Source organism: Paraburkholderia terrae (genome assembly GCF_002902925.1).
Classification (GTDB): domain Bacteria; phylum Pseudomonadota; class Gammaproteobacteria; order Burkholderiales; family Burkholderiaceae; genus Paraburkholderia; species Paraburkholderia terrae.
On sequence record NZ_CP026111.1, the window covers coordinates 2,494,230 to 2,517,280 of the forward strand.

Genomic DNA, 23,051 nt, shown 5'->3' on the forward strand with positions numbered 1-23,051 from the left:
CTGACTTATACTGGAATTTTTCCCGAACGAGCGTCCTGTCATGCGTTTCGAAGGCTCATCGCAATACGTCGCCACCGACGACCTCAAGCTCGCGGTCAATGCCGCGATGACGCTCAGGCGGCCCCTGCTGATCAAAGGCGAGCCGGGCACGGGCAAGACGATGCTCGCAGAGGAAGTCGCAGCGGCCCTCGACATGCCGCTGTTGCAGTGGCACATCAAGTCCACCACGAAGGCACAGCAGGGTCTGTACGAATACGACGCCGTATCGCGCCTGCGCGATTCGCAGCTCGGCGACGAGCGCGTGAAAGACATTCGCAACTACATCGTCAAGGGCGTGCTGTGGCAGGCGTTCGAGTCGGATGAACAATCGGTGCTGCTGATCGACGAAATCGACAAGGCCGACATCGAGTTCCCGAACGACCTGCTGCGCGAACTCGACCGCATGGAGTTCTACGTGTACGAGACGCGCGAACTGGTGAAAGCGAAGCACCGCCCGCTCGTCATCATCACGTCGAACAACGAGAAGGAGCTGCCTGACGCGTTCCTGCGCCGCTGCTTCTTCCACTACATCAAGTTCCCCGATCCGTCGACGATGCAGCAGATCGTCGAAGTCCACTATCCGGGCATCAAGCAGGAATTGCTGCGCGCCGCGATGGAAAGCTTCTTCGAGCTGCGCAACGTGTCGGGGCTGAAGAAGAAACCGTCCACCTCCGAACTGCTCGACTGGCTCAAGCTGCTGCTCGCCGAAGACATTCCGCCCGAAGCGCTGCGCTCGAAGGATCAGAAGCAGATCGTGCCGCCGCTGCATGGCGCGCTGCTGAAGAACGAACAGGACGTGAGCCTGTTCGAGCGGCTCGTGTTCATGAACCGCAACAACCGCTGATTGCGCGACTGACGCCAGGCGAACACGGATCGGAGACAAGGGCATGCTGATCGACTTTTTCTACACGCTGCGCGCCGCGAAGCTGCCCGTTTCCGTGAAGGAATACCTGACGCTGCTCGAAGCGTTGAAGGAAAGCGTGATCCAGCCGTCGCTGGACGAGTTCTACTACCTCGCGCGCATGACGCTCGTGAAAGACGAGCAGTATTTCGACAAGTTCGATCAGGCGTTCGGCGCGTATTTCAACGGCGTTGCACAGAAGGCCGATCTCGCGCTGGACGTGCCGCTCGACTGGCTGAAAAAGAAGCTGCAACGCGATCTCAGCCCAGAAGAGAAAGCGCAGATCGAAAAGATGGGCGGCCTCGACAAGCTGATGGAGCGCCTGAAGGAACTGCTCGACGAGCAGAAAGGCCGTCACGAAGGCGGCAACAAATGGATCGGCACGGGCGGCACGTCGCCGTTCGGCAATGGCGGCTACAACCCGGAAGGCATCCGCATCGGCGGCGAATCGTCGGGCAGCCGGACGGCCACCAAGGTGTGGGACCAGCGCGCCTACCGCGACTACGACGATCAGGTCGAAATCGGCACACGCAACATCAAGGTCGCGCTGCGCCGCCTCCGGCGTTTCGCGCGTGAAGGCGCCGCCGAAGAACTCGATCTGCCCGACACGATCCGCAGCACGGCCGCGAACGCTGGCTGGCTCGACCTCAAGATGGTCCCCGAGCGGCACAACAACGTGAAGGTGCTGATGCTGCTCGACGTCGGCGGATCGATGGACGATCACATCAAGCGCACGGAAGAGCTGTTCTCGGCCACGAAAGCCGAGTTCAAGCACCTCGAGTTCTACTACTTCCACAACTGCGTCTACGATTTCCTGTGGAAGAACAACCGCCGCCGCCATGTCGAGCGGATGGCGACGTGGGACGTGCTGCACAAGTTCACACCCGACTACAAGCTGATCTTCGTCGGCGACGCGACGATGAGCCCCTACGAAGTCCTCCAGGCGGGCGGTTCGGTCGAATACAACAACGCCGAAGCGGGCGCCGTGTGGCTGCGGCGGCTCGCCGACCATTTCCCGCATCACGCGTGGCTGAACCCGGAACCGGAAGGCTTGTGGGAATACCGGCAGTCGGTTTCGGTTATACGTGAAGTACTCGGCCACCGGATGTATCCGCTCACGCTCGCCGGCCTCGAAACGGCGATGCGCACGCTAAGCAAGTAAGATCCCGGGTTTTGCCCATCTGCCGGACGAGCCGAAGCGCAACGACGCCGCGGCCGCAGCGGCATTGCGCGCGCTGCCCGGCCAGCACTCACTACACCAACGACGCTACACAGAGACACGCAGGATGACCTCTTCTTCCCCCGACCTCTCCCCCGCCGCGCGCACGCCGCTGCGGCCATTCGCCGATACGTCCCTGTCCGCGCTCGTCGCGGGTTTCGTCGCGATGATGACGGGCTACACCAGTTCGCTCGTGCTGATGTTCCAGGCGGGCCGCGCCGCGCATCTGACGGACGCACAGATCTCCTCCTGGATCTGGGCGCTGTCGATGGGCATGGCGCTCTGCACGATCGGCCTGTCGCTGCGGTTTCGCGCGCCCATCGTGGTCGCGTGGTCGACGCCCGGGGCGGCGCTGCTCGTTTCGTCGCTGCCGCACGTCGCCTATCCGGAGGCGATTGGCGCGTTCGTCGTGTGCGCGCTGCTGCTGACGCTGATCGGCCTCACCGGCTGGTTCGACACGCTGATGAAGCGGATTCCGGCTGGCATCGCGGCGGCGCTGCTGGCAGGCATCCTGTTCGAGATCGGCATCGAGATTTTCCGCGCTGCGCAATTCCAGACTGCGCTCGTGCTGGCAATGTTCTTCACCTACCTCGTCATCAAGCGTTTTGCGCCGCGCTATGCGATTCCGGCGACGCTCGTCGTCGGCACGGCCGTTGCAGGCGCGCTCGGGCTGCTCGATTTCAGCCGCTTTCATGTGGCCTTCGCCGTACCTGTGCTGACGCTGCCCGCGTTTTCGCTGTCGGCGGTGATCAGCATCGGCATTCCTCTGTTCGTCGTGGCGATGGCGTCGCAAAACGTGCCGGGCATCGCCGTGCTGCGCGCGGACGGCTACCAGACGCCGTCCGCGCCGCTGATCGCGACGACGGGGGCGGCTTCGCTGCTGCTCGCGCCGTTCGGCTCGCACGGCGTGAACCTCGCGGCGATCACGGCCGCCATCTGCACCGGGCGCGAAGCGCACGAAGACAGGAACAAACGCTATATGGCGGCCGTCTGGTGCGGCGTGTTCTATCTGATCGCGGGCATTTTCGGCGCGACGATCGCCGCGCTGTTCGGCTCGCTGCCGAAGGCGCTGGTGGTGTCGGTGGCGGCGCTCGCGCTGTTCGGCTCGATCATGAGCGGCCTCACTAACGCGATGCAGGACGCACGGCAGCGCGAAGCCGCGCTCGTCACGTTCATGGTGACGGCGTCCGGCCTGACGTTGCTGTCGATCGGTTCCGCGTTCTGGGGACTCGTCGCGGGACTGGTGACGCATGGCGTACTGAACGCACGGCGCGGCTGACGAAAGCGACAAGTAAGCGGGAAAGCGAAAGGCGGAAAGCGCCTGGCGACATGGCGCGAACGGACGGAGGGTGCCCCTGTCAAACCAGCATCATCCGATCCGCCATAGAATAGAAGTAGCGGGCGGCGTTCCACGGTAACATCCCCGGTTTCAGACGTGGACATCGCAGATGACGCGCCTGCGCGGCCGCTCACGTGGCAAAGCGACGGCAAAGCGAGGTGCATGGCGGCCTCGCGCCGCGTCATCATTTCCTGGACCATGGCGCGCGTGCGCCTCGAAGCGAAGGCTCGACATGACAACTGCACTCGATCAACTCAAGCAATACACCACGGTCGTCGCGGACACCGGCGACTTCCAGCAACTCGCGCAATACAAGCCGCAGGACGCGACGACGAACCCGTCGCTGGTCCTGAAGGCCGTGCAGAAGGACGAGTACAAGCCGCTGCTCGAAAAGACCGTGCGCGATCATGCGTCGAAGCCCGTCAGCACGATCATCGACAACCTGCTGATCGCCTTCGGCACCGAAATCCTCAAGATCGTGCCGGGCCGCGTATCGACGGAAGTCGACGCCCGTTTGTCGTTCGACACGAAGGCGTCGATCGAGAAAGGACATGAACTCATCAAGATGTACGAGGCGAAGGGTATCGGCCGCGAGCGCGTGCTGATCAAGCTTGCTTCGACGTGGGAAGGCATCCGCGCCGCCGAAGTGCTGCAGAAGGACGGCATCCGCTGCAACATGACGCTGCTGTTCTCGCTGGCGCAGGCTGTCGCCGCCGCGGAAGCGGGCGCGCAACTGATTTCGCCGTTCGTCGGCCGCATCTACGACTGGTACAAGAAGAACGCCGGCAGCAACTGGGACGAAGCGCGCGACGGCGGCGCGAACGATCCGGGCGTGCAATCGGTGCGCCGCATCTACGCGTACTACAAGAAGTTCGGCTACAAGACGGAAGTGATGGGCGCGAGCTTCCGCACCACGAGCCAGATTCTCGAACTGGCCGGCTGCGATCTGCTGACCATCAGCCCCGATCTGCTGCAAAAGCTGCAGGACAGCACCGACAAGGTCGAGCGCAAGCTGGTGCCGGAAGCGTCCAAAGACGCCGACATTGCCCGCGTGCCGACGGACGAAGCGTCATTCCGCTTCCTCGTCAACGACGAGGCAATGGCCACCGAGAAGCTCTCCGAAGGCATTCGCGTATTTGCTGCGGATGCCGTCAAGCTCGAGAAGGTGATCGAAGGTCTGCGTTAAGACCGCCTCGCCTGATTCACCGCGCAAGCAAGGCGCGCGGGGCCCGCAAGGCCCCGCGCGCTTTTTTGTTTGTCGCCCGTTTTGCGCCGCTTTTCTCTACCGCTTCGTGCGCATTCTTTTCCCAATGTGTCAGCGTACTGTCTGCGCTTCGGCAGCTTTTACTTCGGTCAACACAGTTTCACATTCGACGCTGCAGCGGCGACTACAATCGTTGGCACGCGTGCGTTCAGTCGCACTCCGTCACTGCGCGTTCGCGCGAAACGACGTCTCAATTCCATTGACAGGAGACAACGATGCAAGTCCAGCCCTATCTGTTTTTCAATGGCCGTTGTGAAGAAGCGCTGAAGTTCTACGGCGAGAAGCTCGGCGCACAAGTGCTGTTCCAGATGCGTTTCCGGGACGCGCCGCCGAACCCGCAGCAACCCATCCGCCCCGGCACCGAAGACAAGATCATGCATGCGTCGGTCAAGATCGGCGCGACGGAACTGATGGCGTCGGACGGCAACTGCGACGACACGCCCGGCTCCGGCACGCACACGGGCTATGGCCTGTCGATCACCGTCGACGATCCTTCGCAAGGCGAAAAGACCTTCAACGCGATTTGCGAAGGTGGCAATGTCGTGATGTCGTGGCAGGCGACTTTCTGGAGTACGGGCTTCGGCATGGTCGTCGACAAGTTCGGCGTGATGTGGATGGTCACCAACCCGCACGAAGGCGACAAGCACGCAAGCTGATTCGTCATTGACGCGCGGGCGCATCGGTCGCGCCGCGTTCGATGTTCCAGTTCGTCTCGCTCGCCGCGAGCAGCGCGCGCAAGCGTTCCACCTGCTCGGCGAAGCGCTGCGCGAGCCAGTACGGCCCCTGTAAATCAGGGGCCATTTCTTCGCACGGTATCTGGGCGCCCTGCTTCGCTTCCGGCGTCGATGATGTCGCCGCGTCCGGCATCCGGAACTGCGTCGCGCCCGCGAAGCGCAACGCGCGCGCGGCGGCGAGCAGCGTCAGGCGTACCGCGTTCGCCTCTTCGCCGCAGCGCTGCGCGAACGCGTCGCGCCGATCCGGATGCGCGAGCGTGCCCGTCGACAGCATTTCGAGCGCGCTCAGCATCGAACGATGCAAGCGCTGGATCTCATCTAGCTTCGCAATGGGCAGATCGATTTCCTTGGCCACCGACGGCATCAGCGATCGCAACTGCACCAGCCGCTTGCCCATGCGAATGAACGTGGCAACCTGCTCGTCGCTGCCGACGGGTACGCCCGTCGTCATCCGCGTGTAGATGCGCGCGCATTCGCGCAGATTGTCGGCGAGCAGATAGCGCCATGAGTACGTCGCGTGCAACGGCAGCGCAAACGAAAACGCCAGCGCGATCGCAATGCCGATCAGCACGTTCAGCGTGCGCCAGAGCCCCGTTTCGATCATGTTGTCGCCGTGTCCCGCGACGATGCACATCGTGATCGCCGTCAGCAGCGCGACGTAACCCGCGCTGCCGATCGCAAACCACGCGCACACGGCGGCAATCACCGACATCAGCACGTAGGTAAGCGTCAGCGAATCGAACAGGTTCTGCTGCAGGATCAGCGCAAGCCCGAGCGTCGCGCCGAGCAGCGTGCCCGCCGCGCGCTCCGCCGCTTTCTTGCGGATGTTGCCGTGATGCTGCAAGCCGCCGATCACCACCAGCAGTGTCACCGACGACCAGATGCCGTGCGGAATATCGATGCCCGTCGTCGCGAGGATCGACACGAGCATCGCGAGGCCGACGCGCAGGCTGTGGAAGAACTTGGCGTGGCGATAACGGTAATAAGGCGACGTGACCGCGCGCACGAGCCGGCCGATGCGCGTGCGGCGAGGCGCAAGACGCGCGGCGACGGCGTCGTTCGTTCCCGGCGGCGTGCCGGTGACCGGCTTGCCAGGCGGCTTCGGTTGCGGGTCGGCGAGAGCCATCGGTCATCCCAGGTTGGGGTTGCGCGGCAAAGACAGCGACCACACGAGCATAAACGATGTCGGCCCAGGACCGCACTGGCATCCGGCCGTTCGCGTCCACAGATCCCGCGCGCCGCGCCAGAAAAAAAGCCCGCAGCATTCGCTGCGGGCTTTCCTGTCAGGCAATCAACCGACGCAAGATCAGGCTTCGTGTACGTCCAGATAGTCTTCCGGACGCGTGCGGTCTTCGGCGTGCTTCATGCCGATTCCGCGCACCACGAGGCTGGCGACGACCGACACCACCAGATTGACGATCAACGACCACACAGCCGCATAACCCGGAATCGCGAGGCCGCCGATATGGATCGTGTAGATCGAGCCCGCGAGCTTCAGCGAAATCGCCATCCACGTGCCGACGGCGATGCCGACCGCCCAGCCGAGCAGCAGTCCGCGATAGTCGAGCACGCGCGTGTAGAGACCGAGCACGATGGCGGGCAGCGTCTGGATGATCCAGATGCCGCCGAGCAGTTGCAGCTGAATCGCATACGTCAGCGGCAGACCCAGAATGAACGCGACGGCGCCGACCTTCACGATCAGCGACACGAGCTTGGCGATGTTGGTCTCCTGCTCGTGCGTCATGTTGCGGTTCACGAACTCCTTGTGGATGTTGCGCGTGTACAGGTTCGCGGCCGCAATCGACATGATCGCGGCGGGCACCAGCGCGCCGATGCCGATCGCCGCGAACGCGACGCCGACGAACCACGACGGGAAGAAGTGCAGGAACAGCGCGGGCACCGCGAAGTTCGGGCCGAAGGCCTTGAAGTACGGCGCGAACTCCGGCATGTCCTTCACGCCCGCAGCGAGTGCCATGAAGCCGAGCAGCGCGAGCAGACCGAGCACCAGCGAGTACGCGGGCAGCATCGCCATGTTGCGGCGGATCGTGTTGCCCGACGACGACGACAGAACGGCCGTGATCGAGTGCGGGTACAGGAACAGCGCGAGCGCCGATCCCATCGCCAATGTCGCGTACGCGCTATAACCGTTCAGGCTCGACACGTCCGGTGCCTTGAGCAGCAGCTTGGCAGGCGGCACGGCGCTGAAGATATGCGCGAAGCCGCCCAGTTGCGGCGGAATCACGATGATTGCCGCAGCGATCGTGATGTAGATCAGCACGTCCTTGACGACGGCGATCATGGCCGGCGCGCGCAGACCCGACGTGTACGTGTACGCAGCGAGGATCGCGAAGGCGATGATCAGCGGCAGATCGCCGACGAAGCCCTTCGTATCGAAGCCGAGCGCGCCGATCACCACTTCGATGCCGACCAGTTGCAGCGCGATGTACGGCATCGTCGCGACGATGCCCGTCACGGCGACGGCAAGCGCGAGCATGCGGCTGCCGTAGCGCGCGCTGACGAAGTCGGCGGAGGTCACGTAGCCTTGACGCTTCGAGATGCTCCACAGCTTTGGGAACACGACGAACGCGAACGGATAGATCAGGATCGTATAAGGCAGCGCGAAGAAACCCGTTGCGCCTGCGCCGAACACGAGTGCGGGGACGGCGATGAACGTGTAGGCGGTGTACAGGTCGCCGCCCAGCAGGAACCACGTGACGACCGTGCCGAAGCGCCGGCCGCCGAGGCCCCACTCTTCCAGATGCGCGAGATCGCCTTTACGCCAATGCGCGGCGATGAAGCCGAGAATCGTGACGCCGATGAAGAACAGAACGAAGACGAAGGTTGCGGTGGCGTTCATCGAGCACCTCCCTTCGAGCGATTTTTCGTTTTGAAGTACACGACGGCCGTAATCACCGCGCTGATCAGCACCCACAGGAGCTGATACCAGTAGAAGAACGGGAAGTCGAATAGCACGGGTTCGATCTTGTTGTATGACGGCACCCAGATCATCGCGATCCAGGGTAACAGCAACAGCCACAGCCAGTGCTTGCTGGCCTTGTTGGCGTCGGCGTCGTGAGCCATGACGTCTCCTCTTACCTTTTATTGAATTGTGTCCCGCGTCTGGCGGGCAGATGGACCCGGCTGCGGATAACAGACTGGGCGCCCCGAAAGCCCCGAAAGAGTATCGGAGTGGCGAACGACCGGTCAAGCAGGGGTGACCCTAAACGCAACGGTGTTGTCAATACACGAAACGTCGCAGAGTGTGAGATCGGATACGAAAGCAGACATCTCCGCTGCTTCGTTGAGACGCGCGGCGTGATGCCGGCTGAATGAATGTCGAGGCCGCCGTGCCGGGCGAGGTACGGCGGTTGCGCGAGCGCACGCACTGGCGTGGCACCCGCGCGGGGATTGTCAGATCGCGAACGTGTCGTTCTGGCCCGTCGATTCCTGCAGGCCCTTGACCCACTTGCGTGCGGGCAATGCGAGCTTTGCCTCGATCAGCTTCGCGCGCTCCTGCAACTGCGCGAACGGCACGTCGATTGCCGGGCCCGAGAATGCGATCGCGATGCGGTTGCCATCGTGTACTTCGGGCAGCGCGATCACGCGTCCATCGAAGGCTTCGTTCAGGCGCTTCATATTGCGCACGAAGCTCGGATGATCGCCGAACAGGTTGACGGTGACGACGCCCGCTTGCGTGAGACACGCGCGCGCGGCGCGATAGAAAGCGACGCTGTCGAGCACGGGGCCACGCGCAGTCGCGTCGTACAGATCGATCTGCAATGCGCCGATCGTGTCGTGGTTCGCGCGGTCGTTGACGAATTCCCATGCGTCGGTTTCGCGCACGGTGAGGCGCGCGTCGTCGGCGGGCAGGCTGAACATCGTGCGCGCGGCGATCACGACGGCGGGGTTCAATTCGACGGCTTCAACCTGCGCGCGCTTCAGGTAGCGGTGCGCGAACTTTGTCAGCGAGCCGGTGCCGAGGCCGAGCTGCACGATACGATTCGGCGTTTCGAGGAACAGCAGCCAGGCCATCATCTGCTGCGCGTATTCGAGTTCGATGTGATCGGGCTTCGACAGGCGCATCGCGCCTTGCACCCATTCCGTGCCGAAGTGCAGATAGCGCACGCCGCCCTCTTCCGAGAACGTGACGGGCGCGAAGCGCGGCTTGCGCGGGGTTTCGATCACCGACGCTTTCGCGACGTCGCTGAAATCGTCTTCGTCGCGCGACGCGCGGGTTTTTGCACGCGAAATGCGTTGCTTAGGCGCAGCGGATTGATTGTTGCGGAAAGCACGCGCCTCGGCCGAAGCACGCTTGATCAGTTTCGTCATGTGAGGATCTCGCGCCACAGGCGCAATTTTTGGTCGAACGAGAGCATAGCATTGGCGGGGCTGGAGGACGGGAGGACCAGCGTCTCGTAGCCCGCCTCCGCGATCACAGGCGCAAAGCGCCCCGCCGTCTTGCCATTGAAGCAGACCTTCTTCAGCTTCGGCGCGTACTCGCGAAACGAAGCGAAGTCGTTTGGCGTCGCGTTGCGGATTGCCACATCGAGACTGCCTTCGCGCGTGCATGCGGCCAGCACGTCCCATACACCGATGCCATGCTTCAACACGCGCTCGAGACGCGTCGGGTAATCGAGTTCGTGCAGCGGTTCGCCGATCACCGCGCCGAGCAAACGCCAGAACTGGTTACGCGGATGCGCGTAATACTGTGTCGCCACCAGCGACGCCTCGCCGGGAAAGCTGCCGAGAATCAGCGTATGCGTACACTCGGCGACGACGGGTGGAAAGCCGCGCAGCATCAGCGCACCTCGCCCTGCTTGCCGGCACGTTTTGCGTTGACATCAGCGCGCGAAGCCGTGTGATCGAGCGCCTGTCCGTGATCGCGCGGCACCGGTTGCGCCGCCGCGTGCTTGTGATCGCGCATCGCGAGACGCGTCCACAGCGCGGGCAGCATGACTTCGGTGACCATCAACGGCTCGCCGTAGCGCTCGAATACGGAACGTCGCGCGAGCAACGCGTGGATACGCGCGTTATCCATTTCTCGCAAAGCAAGACGATGCAGCGGATGCCGCGCCGTCAAGCGTCGGCTGACCAGCGACGAACGCGACACACTGCTGTCGCTATACAACAGTTCCGCAAGCGGACGCGTGCGCAGACGGCGCATCGCCTGCCACACGCCCGTGCTCGCCGCGAGCGGCACGATGCTGTGCGCGGCGACGAACGGCTTTCCATCGACCGATAACACCACCTCACGCACCCACACGGGCGTGCGCGGCGCGATGGCGAGCGCGGTGGTTTCGTCGTCGAAGGGCAAATCGACGGCCTCGCGTGTCACGCGCACCGTGACGGCGCCGAGCGTGCGCAAGTGCGCCGTCAGCGAACCGCCACGTGTGAGCCAGTCTTTTTGATCAGGCGAGAACACTGGAAGGGGCGCGACGCGCCAATGCGCGTCGGCAGCATCGAAACGGATAGGCATGGGCCGCATTATAGGATGCGCGACGCATCCGCTCCTTTCAGCTAGAAATCTCCTTACTCACGCGCAGACAAATCCGGCACGCAGTTCAGAACGGTCTGCTACCCATGAGAAAAGCCGCCGTTGAAGATAAGGGCGAGTCGATCCATCCCGTCGATGGCAATCGCTCACTCAACCCACTTGCACTACGGAGGTTCGTATGACCGCTCACGACAAAGCCACATCGGATCGCATTGCGCATCTCGCCGCTATCGTGTTGAAACGCGCGAACGTATTGGAGACAGAAAAAGAACTCGCGGGCTCTGCGCTCGCGCAGCATCACACAAGCAAACATACGAGCGCCCGGATCGGCAAGGTTGCTGGACACGTGCTCGGCGATCCGCACGCGTGCGCCGAGGCGAAGGAACTGGCGGGTTCGGTACTCGCTCAGGTGCGTCAGCATGAGCGCGCTTCGATGGAGCGCTGACCTGGTCGGGCGCAAACCGCAGGCAAAAAAATGCGCTGCCGAAGCAGCGCATTTTTATCATCGCGAGCCGGTTAGCCTGCCACGTCTATTAACGCGCCAACAACAACGCATTCGTCCGCTTCACAAAACTCGCCGGATCTTCCAGCGAACCGCCTTCCGCCAGCAGCGCCTGATCGAACAACAGATGACACCAGTCATCGAAGTTCGCGTTATCGGTGCTCAGGTTCTTGACCAGCGCATGCTCCGGATTCACTTCAAGAATCGGATGAAACGCCGGCGCATTCTGCCCTGCCGCCTTCAGCATGCGCTGCAGATAGCCGCTCATATCGCCCTCATCAGCCACGAGGCAAGACGGCGAATCCGTCAGGCGGAACGTCAGACGCACGTCCTTCGCCTTGTCCTTGAGCGCTTCCTTCATGCGCTCGACGAGCGGCTTCAATTCTTCGCCGACCTTCTCCTGCGCCTGCTTTTCCTCATCGTTCAACTGGCCCAGATCGAGGTCGCCACGCGCGACGCTTTGCAGCGGCTTGCCGTCGAACTCATTGAGGAACGACAGCATCCATTCGTCGACGCGATCCGTCAGCAGCAGCACTTCGACGCCCTTCTTGCGGAACACTTCGAGGTGCGGGCTGTTCTTCGCGGCCTGATACGTATCGGCCGTGACGTAGTAGATCTTCGACTGCTCGGGCTTCATGCGCGCGACGTAATCCGCCAGCGCCACCGTCTGCTCGGACGAGTCGTTATGCGTCGACGCGAAACGCGCGAGCTTCGCAATGCGCTCCTTGTTCGAGAAGTCCTCGCCGATGCCTTCCTTCAGCACCTGGCCAAACTCCTTCCAGAACCCCGTGTACTTTTCCTTTTCGGCGGCTTCTTCCGAGTTCGCCAGTTCTTCGAGCATCGACAGCGCGCGCTTGGTCACGCCTTCGCGGATCGCCTTCACGTCGCGGCTTTCCTGCAGCAGTTCGCGCGACACGTTCAGCGGCAGATCGGCCGAATCGACCACGCCCTTCACGAAACGCAGATACGCGGGCAGCAATTGCTCGGCGTCGTCCATGATGAACACGCGCTTCACATACAGCTTCAGGCCGCCGCGATGATCGCGGTTCCACATGTCGAACGGCGCGTGTGCCGGCACATACAGCAGTTGTGTGTACTCGCTGCGGCCTTCGACGCGGTTATGCGTCCACGTCAGCGGGTCTTGATGATCGTGCGACAGATGCTGGTAGAACTGCTTGTACTGCTCTTCGGTGATGTCGCTCTTCGCGCGCGTCCACAGCGCGCTCGCCTGGTTGACGGTCTCGTCTTCGTCCTTCGTGACCATCTCGCCCTTCTCGGCGTCCCACTCTTCCTTCTGCATCAGGATAGGCAGCGCGACGTGATCCGAGTACTTCTGGATGATCGACTTGAGCTTGTGCGAAGACAGCAGTTCGTCTTCGTCGGCGCGCAAATGCAGTGTGATCGTCGTACCGCGCGGCGCGCGTTCGATCGTGTCGACCGAGAAATCGCCCTCGCCCGCGCTCGTCCAGCGCACGCCTTCCGACGCCGGCAGACCGGCGCGGCGGGTTTCCACCGTGATCTTGTCCGCGACGATGAAACCCGAATAGAACCCGACACCGAACTGGCCGATCAGCGCCGCGTCCTTCTGCTGGTCGCCCGACAGCTTGCCGAAGAATTCCTTGGTGCCCGAGCGCGCGATCGTGCCGAGGTTCGCGACCGCTTCGTCGCGGCTCATGCCGATGCCGTTGTCGTCGATGCTGATAGTGCGCGCGGCCTTGTCGACCGACACGCGGATGCGCAGGTTCGGATCGTTCTCGTACAGCGCGTTGTTTTCGATCGCTTCGAAGCGCAGCTTGTCCGCCGCGTCCGATGCGTTCGAGATCAGTTCGCGCAGGAAGATTTCCTTGTTGCTGTACAGCGAATGGATCATCAGGTGCAGAAGCTGTTTCACTTCTGCCTGAAAGCTCATGGTTTCTTGTGCCATGGTCAGTTTTCCTCTTCTATTGCAGGTTGATTCGTGGATTCGAAGCTGAATGTGTCTGCAAGCGCGGCGCGCTTTCAGACGCTGCCGGGTCAAATGGGGGCGTGCGCGGCCAATTCAAGAGGTTGCACGTGGCCCTCATGCGACCCTCAGGAAGCCCGCCGCGCGACGCCGTCCAGATAGCGGCACAGGAATGCGGGCAGCGCCGGGTCGCCGCAATTCGCGACGTTGAAGCGCATCCAGGTAGTCGGCGACTGCTGCGGCGAGAACAGGCTTCCCGGTGTCAGCAAAAAGCCTTCCTCGTGGCCGGCGGCCGCCAGCGCGTCGGCGTCGACGCCCGTATCCGCCCACACGAACATGCCCGCCGCGGGCGTCTGAAACATCCGCAAGCCCGTCTTTTCGAGCATCCGCACGGATTTGTCACGCACGCTGTCGAGCCGCGCGCGCAGCCGCTCGACGTGCCGCCGGTAGTGCCCTTCCGTCAAAATCTTGTAGAGCACGCGCTCGTTCAGTTCGGGCGTCGTCATGCCGACCAGCATCTTCTGGTCGGTGACGGCCTTCGCGACGTCCAGCGACGAAGCGATGAAACCGACCCGCAGATTCGCCGCCAGCGTCTTCGAGAAGCTGCCCAGATAGATCACGCGCTTCAACTGGTCGAGGCTCGCGAGGCGCGTCGCGGGAAAGCCCGGCGGGCACAGATCGCCGTAGATATCGTCTTCGACGACGATGAAGTCGTACTCCTCCGCGAGCCGCAGGATGCGGAACGCCTGCGCCGCCGTGAGCGAGGTGCCCGTCGGGTTCTGCAGCACGGAGTTCAACACGAGCATTTTCGGCCGCCACGTCTGCACCAGCGTTTCCAGCGCGTCGAGATCGGGGCCGTCCGGCGTGTACGGCATGCCGACCAGGCGCGCGCCCTGCGACGCAAAGCGCCCGAACATCTGGAACCACGCCGGATCGCCGACGATCACCGAATCGCCCGGCTGCACGTAGAGCCGCGCGATCAGGTCGATGGCCTGCGTGATGCCCGACACGAGCACGATCTGCTCCGGCGACGCGCCGATCTCCAGTTCTTCGAGCCGCGTCTGCAACTGCTGGCGCAGCGGTAGGAAGCCTTGCGGCGTGCCGAAGCCGAGCATCTGCGCGCCGCTTTGCCTACCGAGCGTGCGCAGCGCGCCCGTGATCAGCTCGCCGTCGAGCCAGCGCGCGGGCAGGTAGCCGAGACCAGGACCGCGCTCGGGACGCGTCGACGTGTGCAGCATGTTGCGCAACAGCCAGACGACGTCGATCGTGCTTGGCGCGGGCGCCGCGTCGGGCGTGGCGGTGCGGCGCTCGACGGGCAGCGGGCCGGACGCCAGCCGCTCGCGCACGTAAAAGCCCGAGCCGCGACGCGAATCCAGATAACCCTGCGCGACCAGCCGCTCATACGCCTCGACGACCGTAAAGCGCGACACGCCCTTGTCGAGCGCCAGCTTGCGGATCGACGGCATGCGCATGCCGGGGCGGAACACGCGCTCCTCGATGCGGCGGCGCGCCCACTGCACGAGCTGATCGACGAGCGTCAGCGCCGAAGCGTCGTGAGGAGCGGGAATCAGGTCGAGCGGGACAGACATGGCGAACTCCAGCGGGTGCTGCAAGGGCAACGTCGGGAACGGCGCGCAGCGAGCTATAGCCGTTGCGATGACAGAAGTCCATCAGACGCACGGACAACTGTACCGAATAGTATCGAAGCGATTGTACCGTTACTGTGCCGGTCACTGTCGGTACATTTGAATCGACGCTCAGGCGTTTCCGACCCGTTTTTTACCCGTTTCCGATCCGTTTTAGCCCCATTTGCGCGCTCCATCCGACGCGGCGCAAAGCCCGCTGATACTGGCCGTGCCGCACTGCGCATGGTCCGGCCGCAAGCCAAACGGTATTCTTACGGATTCGCCTGATCGCCGGCACGCGACAGACAGATGCCTGCCGCAGCGGCCTTCAGCAGAACGACCGTCCACTTGCAGCCATGACCGCACAAACGCTACGCATCGATCACCTCGTTGTTTCCGCCCGCACCCTCGACGAAGGCACGCAATATGTCGCCGATACCCTCGGCATTGCGCCGTCGGGCGGCGGCGCGCATCCGTCGATGCGCACCCACAACCGGCTGCTCAACCTGTGGGGCGGCGCGTACCTGGAAGTGATCGCAATCGATCCCGACGCGGCGCAATCCGCAGACGCCCGCCCTCGCCTCTTCGCGCTCGACGATCCCGCCGTGCATGAGCGCCTCGCGAAGGGTCCGTATCTGTCGCACTGGGTTGCGCGCGTCGATCGGCCGAAAAATCTGGCGCTGTGGCAACAGCAGTATCCCGAGCGCATTTCGACCGTCGTGCCGATGACGCGTGGCGATTTCGCCTGGAGCCTGACGATCGCCGATGACGGCGCATTCCCGTCGTGGCAAGGCGCGGGCGACGGTGTCGTGCCGTCGCTGATCCAGTGGGACACGCCGCGCCATCCGTCCGACCTGCTGCCGGAAACCGGCCTCGCGCTGAAGGCGCTGAAGGGCTGGCATCCGCAGGCCGAGGTCGTCGCGCAGCAGTTGCAATGGCTCGGCGCGGCTCATCTGATCGCGCTGGAAAGCACGGACGGCGCGCCCGCGTTGGCAGCTGAAATCGAGACCCCGAGCGGACTGCGTACGCTCAAGTAACCCCACACATAGAGAGACAGAAGCAATGAAGCGCGAAACCCAGGGCATGCTGCTCGGCCTGATCGGCGTGGTGATTTTCAGTCTGACGCTGCCGATGACCCGCATCGTCGTCGCCGAATTCAGTCCGCTGCTGAATGGCCTTGGCCGCGCGCTCGCCGCTGCTGTTCCCGCTGCCGTGCTGCTCGCAGTCCGCCGAGAAAAGCTGCCGACGTGGCCGCAACTGAAAAGCCTTGCCGTCGTGTCGCTGGGCGTGATCGTCGCATTTCCGGTGTTCTCCGCGTGGGCGATGAAGACCGTGCCGGCTTCGCACGGTGCCGTCGTCAATGGTTTGCAACCGCTGTGCGTCGCCATCTATGCGGCGTGGCTGTCGCACGAGCGTCCGTCGAAGGCGTTCTGGGCGAGCGCCATCGTGGGCAGCGCGATCGTCATCGCGTTTGCCTTGCAGGCGGGCGGCGGCGCGCTTCAGGCAGGCGATCTGCTGATGCTGGTCGCCGTCGGCATCGGCGCGCTCGGCTACGCGGAAGGCGCGCGGCTCGCGCGGCAGATCGGCGGCTGGCAGGTTATCTGCTGGGCGCTCGTCGTGTCCGCGCCGTTCCTGCTCGCTCCCGTCGCGTGGCTCGGCTGGGAGCAGCACGTCACGCATCCCGGCCCCGTCGCGCTAAAAACGTGGCTCGCGTTCGGCTATGTCACGGTGTTCTCGCAGTTCATCGGCTTTTTCGCGTGGTACGCGGGGCTCGCCATGGGCGGGACGGCGCGCGTCGGCCAGGTGCAACTGCTGCAGATCTTCTTCACGATGGCGTTCTCCGCGCTCTTTTTCGGCGAGACCGTCGCGCCCATCACGTGGATTTTCGCGGCGGCCGTGATCGCCACTGTCGTGCTGGGCCGCAAGGCTACCGTGCATACGGCCGTGCGGCCGGTTCGCGCCGCCTGACGAGTTCGCGCGATAATCCTTCTTTTGACCGACCACCTGTTCCTGCTACAACGACGAGGAGACCATGAATCAAAGCGACCTCAATGCCCCGACCTGGCAATTGTCCGAACGCGCTCGCAAGCTGACCAGCTCGGCGATTCGCGAAATCCTGAAGGTCACCGAGCGTCCCGAGGTCATTTCGTTCGCGGGCGGTCTGCCGTCGCCGGCCACCTTCCCGGCGGAAGAAATGCGCGTAGCCTCCGACCGCATCCTGCGCGATTCGCCCGCCGCCGCGCTCCAGTACAGCGCGACGGAAGGCTATCTGCCGCTGCGCGAATGGGTTGCGCAACGCTATTCGGTGAACGGCGCGCAGATCCGTCCTTCGCAGGTGCTGATCACGACGGGCTCGCAACAGGCACTCGATCTGCTCGGCAAGGTGCTGGTCTGCCCGGAAAGCCCGGTGCTGGTCGAAACGCCGACCTATCTCGGCGCGCTGCAATCGTTCTCGATGTACGAGCCGCACTACGTGCAGGTCCCGACGGACGATAACGGCCTGATCCCCGAAAGCCTCACGCCCGAGCTGACGAAGGGCGCGCGCCTGCTGTACGCGCAGCCGAACTTCCAGAATCCGACGGGACGCCGCCTGCCCATCGAGCGCCGCCGCGCACTCGCCGAATTCGCAAAGTCGGCGCCCTTCCCCGTCATCGAAGACGATCCGTACGGCGCGCTCGACTATCGCGGCGAGCCGCTGCCGACCATGCTGTCGATGTCGCCCGATCACATCGTGCATCTCGGCTCGTTCTCGAAGGTGCTGGCGCCCGGCCTGCGCATCGGCTACATCATTGCGCCCGAGGAACTGCACTTCAAGCTCGTGCAAGCCAAGCAGGCCACGGATCTCCACACGCCAAGCTTCACGCAGCGCATCGTGCATGAAGTCGTGAAAGACGGCTTCCTCGATACGCACGTGCCGAAAATCCGCGCGCTGTATCGCGACCAGTGCGAAGCGATGCTCGGCTCGCTCGAACGCTACATGCCCGAAGGCGTGACGTGGAACCGGCCGGAAGGCGGCATGTTCATCTGGGTGACGCTGCCGAAGCACATCGACACGATGAAGCTGCTCGAACAAGCCGTCGCGCAAAACGTCGCGTTCGTGCCGGGCGGTCCGTTCTTCGCGAACGAAGCGCAGCACAACACGCTGCGCCTGTCGTTCGTGACCGTGCCGCCCGCGAAAATCGACGAAGGCGTTGCGCGTCTCGCGGAACTCATCCGCGCGCGCGTCTGAACACCCGCTGTAAGATGCGCCATCGCGCGCCTCTCACGGCGCGAGCGCGCGGCCAATAGCGAATCGCCATCGGTCGCGCGCACGCTTCACGATTCTTTCCATTCATCGACGAGGACACGTCATGGCTCAATCGAATGTGTATGACAAGCTGAAGGAACTGGGCATCGAACTGCCCGTCGCGGGCGCGCCCGCTGCCGCGTATGTGATGAGCGCGCAAAGCGGCAACACGGTGTACCTGTCGGGTCACATCGCGAAGAAAGACGGCAAGGTGTGGGCCGGCAAGCTCGGCGACAACGTCAGCACGGAAGAAGGCAAGACGGCCGCACGTTCGGTCGCGATCGATCTGCTCGCGACATTGCACACGCATGTCGGCGACCTGAACCGCGTGACGCGCATCGTCAAGGTGATGAGCCTCGTGAACTCGACGCTCGATTTCACCGAGCAGCACATCGTCACGAACGGCGCATCGGAACTGATCGCCGACGTGTTCGGCGAGCGCGGCAAGCACGCGCGTTCGGCATTCGGCGTCGCGCAGATTCCGCTTGGCGCATGCGTCGAGATCGAACTGATTGCCGAGGTGCAATAAGCGGCGCGGAACCACGCGTGAGGCGTTCCTTGTTGCGAGCGCCTTCGTCGCGAATCAGTACCGACGCTAACGCGCCGTCGATGATGTGAAAGCGTCATCGGCGGCGTTTTTTTGTATCTACGGTCGACCTCGCGCGCCTCGACGTTGTGCCGTCACAACACGGCACGCGAACATCGCACTGCGCACAAACCCCAGGTCAGACATCGAACAGGGACACACGATGCAAGAGCAAACCGTCCGTTTCAAACAGGTCGATGTATTCACGTCCGTGCCGTTCAAAGGTAATCCGCTCGCGGTGGTTTTCGATGCGGACACACTCGACACCGAACAGATGCAGGCCATTGCGCGCTGGACGAATCTGTCGGAGACGACGTTCCTGCTAAAGCCGACCGACCCGTCGGCCGATTACCGGGTGCGCATCTTCACGACGGGAGGCGAGTTGCCGTTCGCCGGCCATCCGACGCTCGGCAGCGCGCACGCCTGGCGCGAAGCGGGCAATCAGCCGAAGCAGCCGGGCCGCCTCGTCCAGCAATGCGCGGCGGGCCTGATCGAACTGACGGAAGACGATAGCGCGCGCAACGTGTGGGCATTCGCTGCGCCGCCCGCGCGCGTCAAGCCGCTGGCGCAGAGCGAATACGCCGCGCTCGCCGATGCGTTGCGTAGCGATGCAATCGATTACACGGCGCAGCCGTGCGGTGTCGACAATGGTCCCAAATGGCTCATCGTCCGTATGAAATCGGCGGACGCATGTCTCGCGCTCGATCCCGATGCGGCGGCGCTGCGGCGTGTCGCGCAAACGGCAGGCGCGCTAGGCCTTGCGGCTTACGGCCCTCATGACGCAAATGGCCCGGCAACTTTCGAGTTGCGCTGCCTGCTATTGGGCGGCAACCTCGGTGTAGGGGAAGACCCTGTCACGGGCAGCGCGAACGCCGCGGTCGCGGGGCTGCTGACCACGCAGAACATGCGGCCCGGCAGTCAATACAGCGTACGCCAGGGCACCGCGCTCGGCCGCGCCGGCGACGTCTATGTCCGCTACGACGATGCAGCAGGCAAGACCTGGATAGGCGGCGCGTCGGTGACGATTATCGACGGCACATTCCGTCTGCCGTGAAACTGCAAGCGTAATTAATGGGAATAAGCGGCGACTGAATTGACATTTGCGCGTCACCTGGATGTTCTAAAAATCCACTCGATGCGCACAGATAAAATGCCCCAATCCAACGCAAATGCGGCCATTCATGCACACTGCATGAATGGCCGCATTGCCATGATGGCTGTCGAACTGTCATTGCGGCAATCGATCGTGCTTGCCGCGGTTTCGACAAAATCTTTCAAACGCCCGCCTGATGCGCCTGTTCGGGCAATGCACGCGATTGGCGCAAACGTTGCCCTGTATGCCCGCCAGGGACAGCGTATACCCGATGCGCCAGCCCTTCCTTAATTATTGCCCATTCAGTAATATCAAATCGTAACCGATGACCAATGGGTGGTCTGGCTCGCCACCACGCCCCTGCTCCCACGTCGCGACTGCGGCGTGTCAATCGTCAAAGCAGCCGGTTGCTTTAACATTCGCGCAGTCAACCGAAACGCAAACACCGCAACACAAGCACAGCCGCAAGGCACAGGGTCACGGTCTAGCCGATGAATCAGTTCCGCCACGCTTCCGCCCGCGACGTCAGGCACCGCCTCGATCCGGCGGGAACCCGCCGACGCGCGCTGCTCGCGATTCCCGCGCTCGGCGTGCTGGTGCTCGTGCTGCTGTGGACCGTTATCTTTGCGCGACTGTCGGTTGAGAAGGAAACGACGTATCGCGAAGCGATGGCGTCGGCGGCGATCTTGTCGGCGGCACTCGAACAGCACACGGTGAAGGCGATTCACCAGGTCGATCAGATCACGCGCTTTGTCAAATTCGAATTCGAAAAAACGCCGGGACATTTCGATCTCGGCAGCACGGTTGAAAAAGGCGTCGTGCAAAGCGAAACACTCGTGCAGGTTTCGCTGATTGACGAGCATGGCAAGCTCATCGCGAACACGGCAGATCCCAATCCGAAACCGATCGACCTGTCGGACCGCGAGCACTTCAAGGTACACGAGCACGAGAACGACGACCAGCTGTTCATCAGCAAGCCCGTGCTCGGCCGCGTCTCGGGCCATTGGACCTTGCAGATGACGCGCCGTCTGAATCACCCCGATGGTTCGTTCGCGGGCGTCGTGGTGGTGTCGGAAGACCCGAGCTATTTCACGAGCGACTTCTACAACAACGCGGCTATCGGACGTGAAGGCGTCATCGCGGTGATCTCCGACAGCGGCGCGGTGCTCGCACGGCGCACGGGCAACGCCGACCATACGCAAGGCGTGTTCACGGCGACGGGCGTCTATCCGACTTCGGAGCATGTGTCGGGCACCTACGTCGATTCGATCGACAACGTCACGCGCATCGTGTCGTACCGGCATATCGACGGCTATCCGCTCGGCGTGCTGGTCGGTCTGTCGCAGGCCGAAGAATTCGCCGACTACAACCACACGCGCAACGTCTATCTGCTGATGGCGAGCTTTATCTCGCTCGCGATGCTCGGCTTCTTCGCCGTCGCCACGGGTCTGATCGGCAAGCTGCTGGGACGCGAGCGCGAGATGACGCATCTCGTCGAGTTCGATCTGCTCACGGGTCTGCGCAACCGATATTCGACGCTGCAGAGTCTGCGTCACGACGTGGCGCAGCCGGTCAACCTCGGGCATCTCGCGATTCTCTTCATCGACCTCGACAACTTCAAGACCGTCAACGACACGCTCGGCCACAACGCCGGCGACATCGTGCTGCAGATGACAGCCGCGCGTCTCGCGGATGCCGTCGCCGATGCGGGCGCGTTGTCGCGCATCGGTGGCGACGAGTTCGTCGTCGTGATCAAGGGCGAAGATGTCGAGAAACGCTCGGTGACGCTCGCGGAAGCGATCGCCGACGTGTTCGCGAAGCCGTTCGAAGTACGCGGCAGTTCGTTCGTACTGCATGCGAGCATCGGCATCGCGCTCTACTCGGTTGCGAACGAAAGCGAAATCGACCTGCTGAAAAAAGCTGACCTCGCGATGTACAGCGCGAAGGACGCGGGCAAGAACTGCTATCAGTTTTACTCGCCGCATCTGTCGCATCGCGCGGACCATCTGATGAAGTGGGAACAGCAGCTACGCGTCGCGCTCGCCGACCAGCAACTGTTCCTTGCCTATCAGCCGAAGATCGATCTCGCGCGCCGCTGCATCACGGGCTTCGAAGCGCTCGTGCGCTGGAATCATCCGCAGCACGGCCTGATTCCCGCGAACGAGTTCATCCCGGTTGCCGAATCGACGGGCCTGATCGTGCCCATCGGCGACTTCGTGATCCGCACCGCGTGCCGGCAGCTCGCGCAATGGCAGCAACAGGGTTACGACACGCTGTCACTCGCCGTGAACATTTCGGCCGTACAGTTCTGGCGCGGCGATCTGTTCGAGACGATCTCGCAAGCCATCGAGGAAACGGGTATCTCCGCGCGCCGCCTCGAACTCGAAATCACCGAGACGGCGATGATGGAGTATCCCGATCTCGTCTCCGAAAAGATCTTCGCGTTGAAGCGGCTCGGCGTGCGCATCGCGCTCGACGACTTCGGCACCGGCTATTCGTCGCTGTCGTATCTGAACCGCTTCTCGGTCGACACCCTGAAGGTCGACCGCTCGTTCGTGCAGGCCATTCCAGGCGACCGCAGCGTGTGCGTGATGGTGACGGCCATCGTCAATCTGGCGCGCTCGCTGGGACTGACGGTGGTGGTCGAAGGCACGGAGACGGAAGAACAGATTGCGTGGCTCGCGGCGTTGGGGCACATCGAAGCGCAGGGATTTCTGTTCTCGCGGCCCGTGCCCGCTGACGCCATTCCGGCGTTGCTCGAACGCTTCGGCGTATGCGGCACCACGCGTCATGCTCACGCGAGCGACGTTGACAACAGCGACGCCGCGAGCACCAGCACGAGCAACGAATCGGCCTGAGCCGAGAGCGGCTCGTTTCCGCGCGGCGGCGCCGCTGCCAGGCTTTACGCAGGCGGACGACAAGCGGTATCGACACACATCGGGCGAACGCGCTCGACCTCGCATGACCTCAGCGCGTGCAGTCGCGGCCATCGGCAGTGCGCGCCGGATAAGAAACCAGCCCAACAGG

General features: G+C 63.2%; 20 protein-coding genes. 12 read left to right on the forward strand and 8 right to left on the reverse strand.

Annotated features, from left to right (window positions below):
* Positions 1 to 40: 40 nt before the first annotated feature.
* The 5 genes from C2L65_RS11015 to C2L65_RS11035 all read left to right on the forward strand — a co-directional run bounded on the left by C2L65_RS11015 (position 41) and on the right by C2L65_RS11035 (position 5,418).
* Positions 41 to 883 (forward strand): AAA family ATPase, encoded by an 843-nt coding sequence (locus C2L65_RS11015; RefSeq protein ID WP_042310284.1) that lies wholly within the window; start codon positions 41 to 43, stop codon positions 881 to 883.
* A 43-nt stretch (positions 884 to 926) separates the two neighbouring features.
* Positions 927 to 2,102: a vWA domain-containing protein gene (locus C2L65_RS11020; RefSeq protein WP_042310286.1), complete on the forward strand. Its 1,176-nt coding sequence runs from the start codon at positions 927 to 929 to the stop codon at positions 2,100 to 2,102.
* 124 nt (positions 2,103 to 2,226) lie between these two features.
* Complete coding sequence (locus tag C2L65_RS11025) at positions 2,227 to 3,438, forward strand: benzoate/H(+) symporter BenE family transporter (RefSeq protein ID WP_042310288.1); 1,212 nt, start codon at positions 2,227 to 2,229, stop codon at positions 3,436 to 3,438.
* 292 nt (positions 3,439 to 3,730) lie between these two features.
* Entirely contained in the window at positions 3,731 to 4,684 is a 954-nt protein-coding gene (gene tal / locus C2L65_RS11030) for a transaldolase (protein WP_042310290.1), read from the forward strand.
* Between the two features lie 293 nt (positions 4,685 to 4,977).
* Positions 4,978 to 5,418 carry a VOC family protein gene (locus C2L65_RS11035; RefSeq protein ID WP_042310291.1) on the forward strand — a complete coding sequence of 147 codons (441 nt, stop codon included), beginning with the start codon at positions 4,978 to 4,980 and terminating at the stop codon, positions 5,416 to 5,418.
* Between the two features lie 4 nt (positions 5,419 to 5,422).
* Here C2L65_RS11035 and C2L65_RS11040 read toward each other — a convergent pair whose 3' ends face one another.
* The 6 genes from C2L65_RS11040 to C2L65_RS11065 form a co-directional block, all read right to left on the reverse strand.
* Positions 5,423 to 6,622 carry an FUSC family protein gene (locus C2L65_RS11040; RefSeq protein ID WP_042310293.1) on the reverse strand — a complete coding sequence of 400 codons (1,200 nt, stop codon included), beginning with the start codon at positions 6,620 to 6,622 and terminating at the stop codon, positions 5,423 to 5,425.
* A gap of 180 nt (positions 6,623 to 6,802) precedes the next feature.
* Positions 6,803 to 8,353: a monocarboxylate uptake permease MctP gene (gene mctP, locus C2L65_RS11045; RefSeq protein ID WP_042310295.1), complete on the reverse strand. Its 1,551-nt coding sequence runs from the start codon at positions 8,351 to 8,353 to the stop codon at positions 6,803 to 6,805.
* Positions 8,350 to 8,577, reverse strand: a complete 228-nt coding sequence (locus C2L65_RS11050; protein WP_042310297.1) for a DUF3311 domain-containing protein — start codon at positions 8,575 to 8,577, stop codon at positions 8,350 to 8,352. The genes mctP and C2L65_RS11050 overlap by 4 nt, the downstream gene beginning before the upstream one ends.
* 330 nt (positions 8,578 to 8,907) lie before the next feature.
* Entirely contained in the window at positions 8,908 to 9,825 is a 918-nt protein-coding gene (locus tag C2L65_RS11055) for a class I SAM-dependent methyltransferase (protein WP_042310299.1), read from the reverse strand.
* Entirely contained in the window at positions 9,822 to 10,295 is a 474-nt protein-coding gene (locus C2L65_RS11060) for a DNA-deoxyinosine glycosylase (RefSeq protein ID WP_042310302.1), read from the reverse strand. The genes C2L65_RS11055 and C2L65_RS11060 overlap by 4 nt, the downstream gene beginning before the upstream one ends.
* Positions 10,295 to 10,972, reverse strand: a complete 678-nt coding sequence (locus C2L65_RS11065; protein ID WP_042310303.1) for a chorismate--pyruvate lyase family protein — start codon at positions 10,970 to 10,972, stop codon at positions 10,295 to 10,297. The genes C2L65_RS11060 and C2L65_RS11065 overlap by 1 nt, the downstream gene beginning before the upstream one ends.
* Before the next feature lie 196 nt (positions 10,973 to 11,168).
* On the opposite strand from C2L65_RS11065, the gene C2L65_RS11070 reads away from it, so the two are divergent.
* On the forward strand, positions 11,169 to 11,435 hold the full coding sequence (locus tag C2L65_RS11070) for a hypothetical protein (RefSeq protein ID WP_042310306.1): 267 nt from the start codon (positions 11,169 to 11,171) through the stop codon (positions 11,433 to 11,435).
* An 88-nt stretch (positions 11,436 to 11,523) separates the two neighbouring features.
* On the opposite strand, the gene htpG is transcribed toward C2L65_RS11070, so the two are convergent.
* Positions 11,524 to 13,416, reverse strand: a complete 1,893-nt coding sequence (gene htpG, locus C2L65_RS11075; protein WP_042310308.1) for a molecular chaperone HtpG — start codon at positions 13,414 to 13,416, stop codon at positions 11,524 to 11,526.
* Positions 13,417 to 13,562: 146 nt separating this feature from the next.
* Positions 13,563 to 15,023: an aminotransferase-like domain-containing protein gene (locus C2L65_RS11080; protein ID WP_042310311.1), complete on the reverse strand. Its 1,461-nt coding sequence runs from the start codon at positions 15,021 to 15,023 to the stop codon at positions 13,563 to 13,565.
* A gap of 392 nt (positions 15,024 to 15,415) precedes the next feature.
* On the opposite strand from C2L65_RS11080, the gene C2L65_RS11085 reads away from it, so the two are divergent.
* The 6 genes from C2L65_RS11085 to C2L65_RS11110 all read left to right on the forward strand — a co-directional run bounded on the left by C2L65_RS11085 (position 15,416) and on the right by C2L65_RS11110 (position 22,882).
* Positions 15,416 to 16,096: a VOC family protein gene (locus C2L65_RS11085; protein WP_042310313.1), complete on the forward strand. Its 681-nt coding sequence runs from the start codon at positions 15,416 to 15,418 to the stop codon at positions 16,094 to 16,096.
* 25 nt (positions 16,097 to 16,121) lie between these two features.
* Positions 16,122 to 17,027 (forward strand): DMT family transporter, encoded by a 906-nt coding sequence (locus C2L65_RS11090; protein ID WP_042310315.1) that lies wholly within the window; start codon positions 16,122 to 16,124, stop codon positions 17,025 to 17,027.
* A gap of 64 nt (positions 17,028 to 17,091) precedes the next feature.
* The gene (locus tag C2L65_RS11095) at positions 17,092 to 18,288 is read left to right on the forward strand and encodes an aminotransferase-like domain-containing protein (protein WP_042310317.1); all 1,197 of its coding nucleotides are present in this window, start codon (positions 17,092 to 17,094) and stop codon (positions 18,286 to 18,288) included.
* A gap of 121 nt (positions 18,289 to 18,409) precedes the next feature.
* Positions 18,410 to 18,874 (forward strand): RidA family protein, encoded by a 465-nt coding sequence (locus C2L65_RS11100; protein ID WP_007587888.1) that lies wholly within the window; start codon positions 18,410 to 18,412, stop codon positions 18,872 to 18,874.
* Positions 18,875 to 19,094: 220 nt separating this feature from the next.
* Positions 19,095 to 19,985 carry a PhzF family phenazine biosynthesis protein gene (locus tag C2L65_RS11105; RefSeq protein WP_042310319.1) on the forward strand — a complete coding sequence of 297 codons (891 nt, stop codon included), beginning with the start codon at positions 19,095 to 19,097 and terminating at the stop codon, positions 19,983 to 19,985.
* A 530-nt stretch (positions 19,986 to 20,515) separates the two neighbouring features.
* Positions 20,516 to 22,882 (forward strand): bifunctional diguanylate cyclase/phosphodiesterase, encoded by a 2,367-nt coding sequence (locus C2L65_RS11110; protein ID WP_042310321.1) that lies wholly within the window; start codon positions 20,516 to 20,518, stop codon positions 22,880 to 22,882.
* Positions 22,883 to 23,051: the final 169 nt, after the last annotated feature.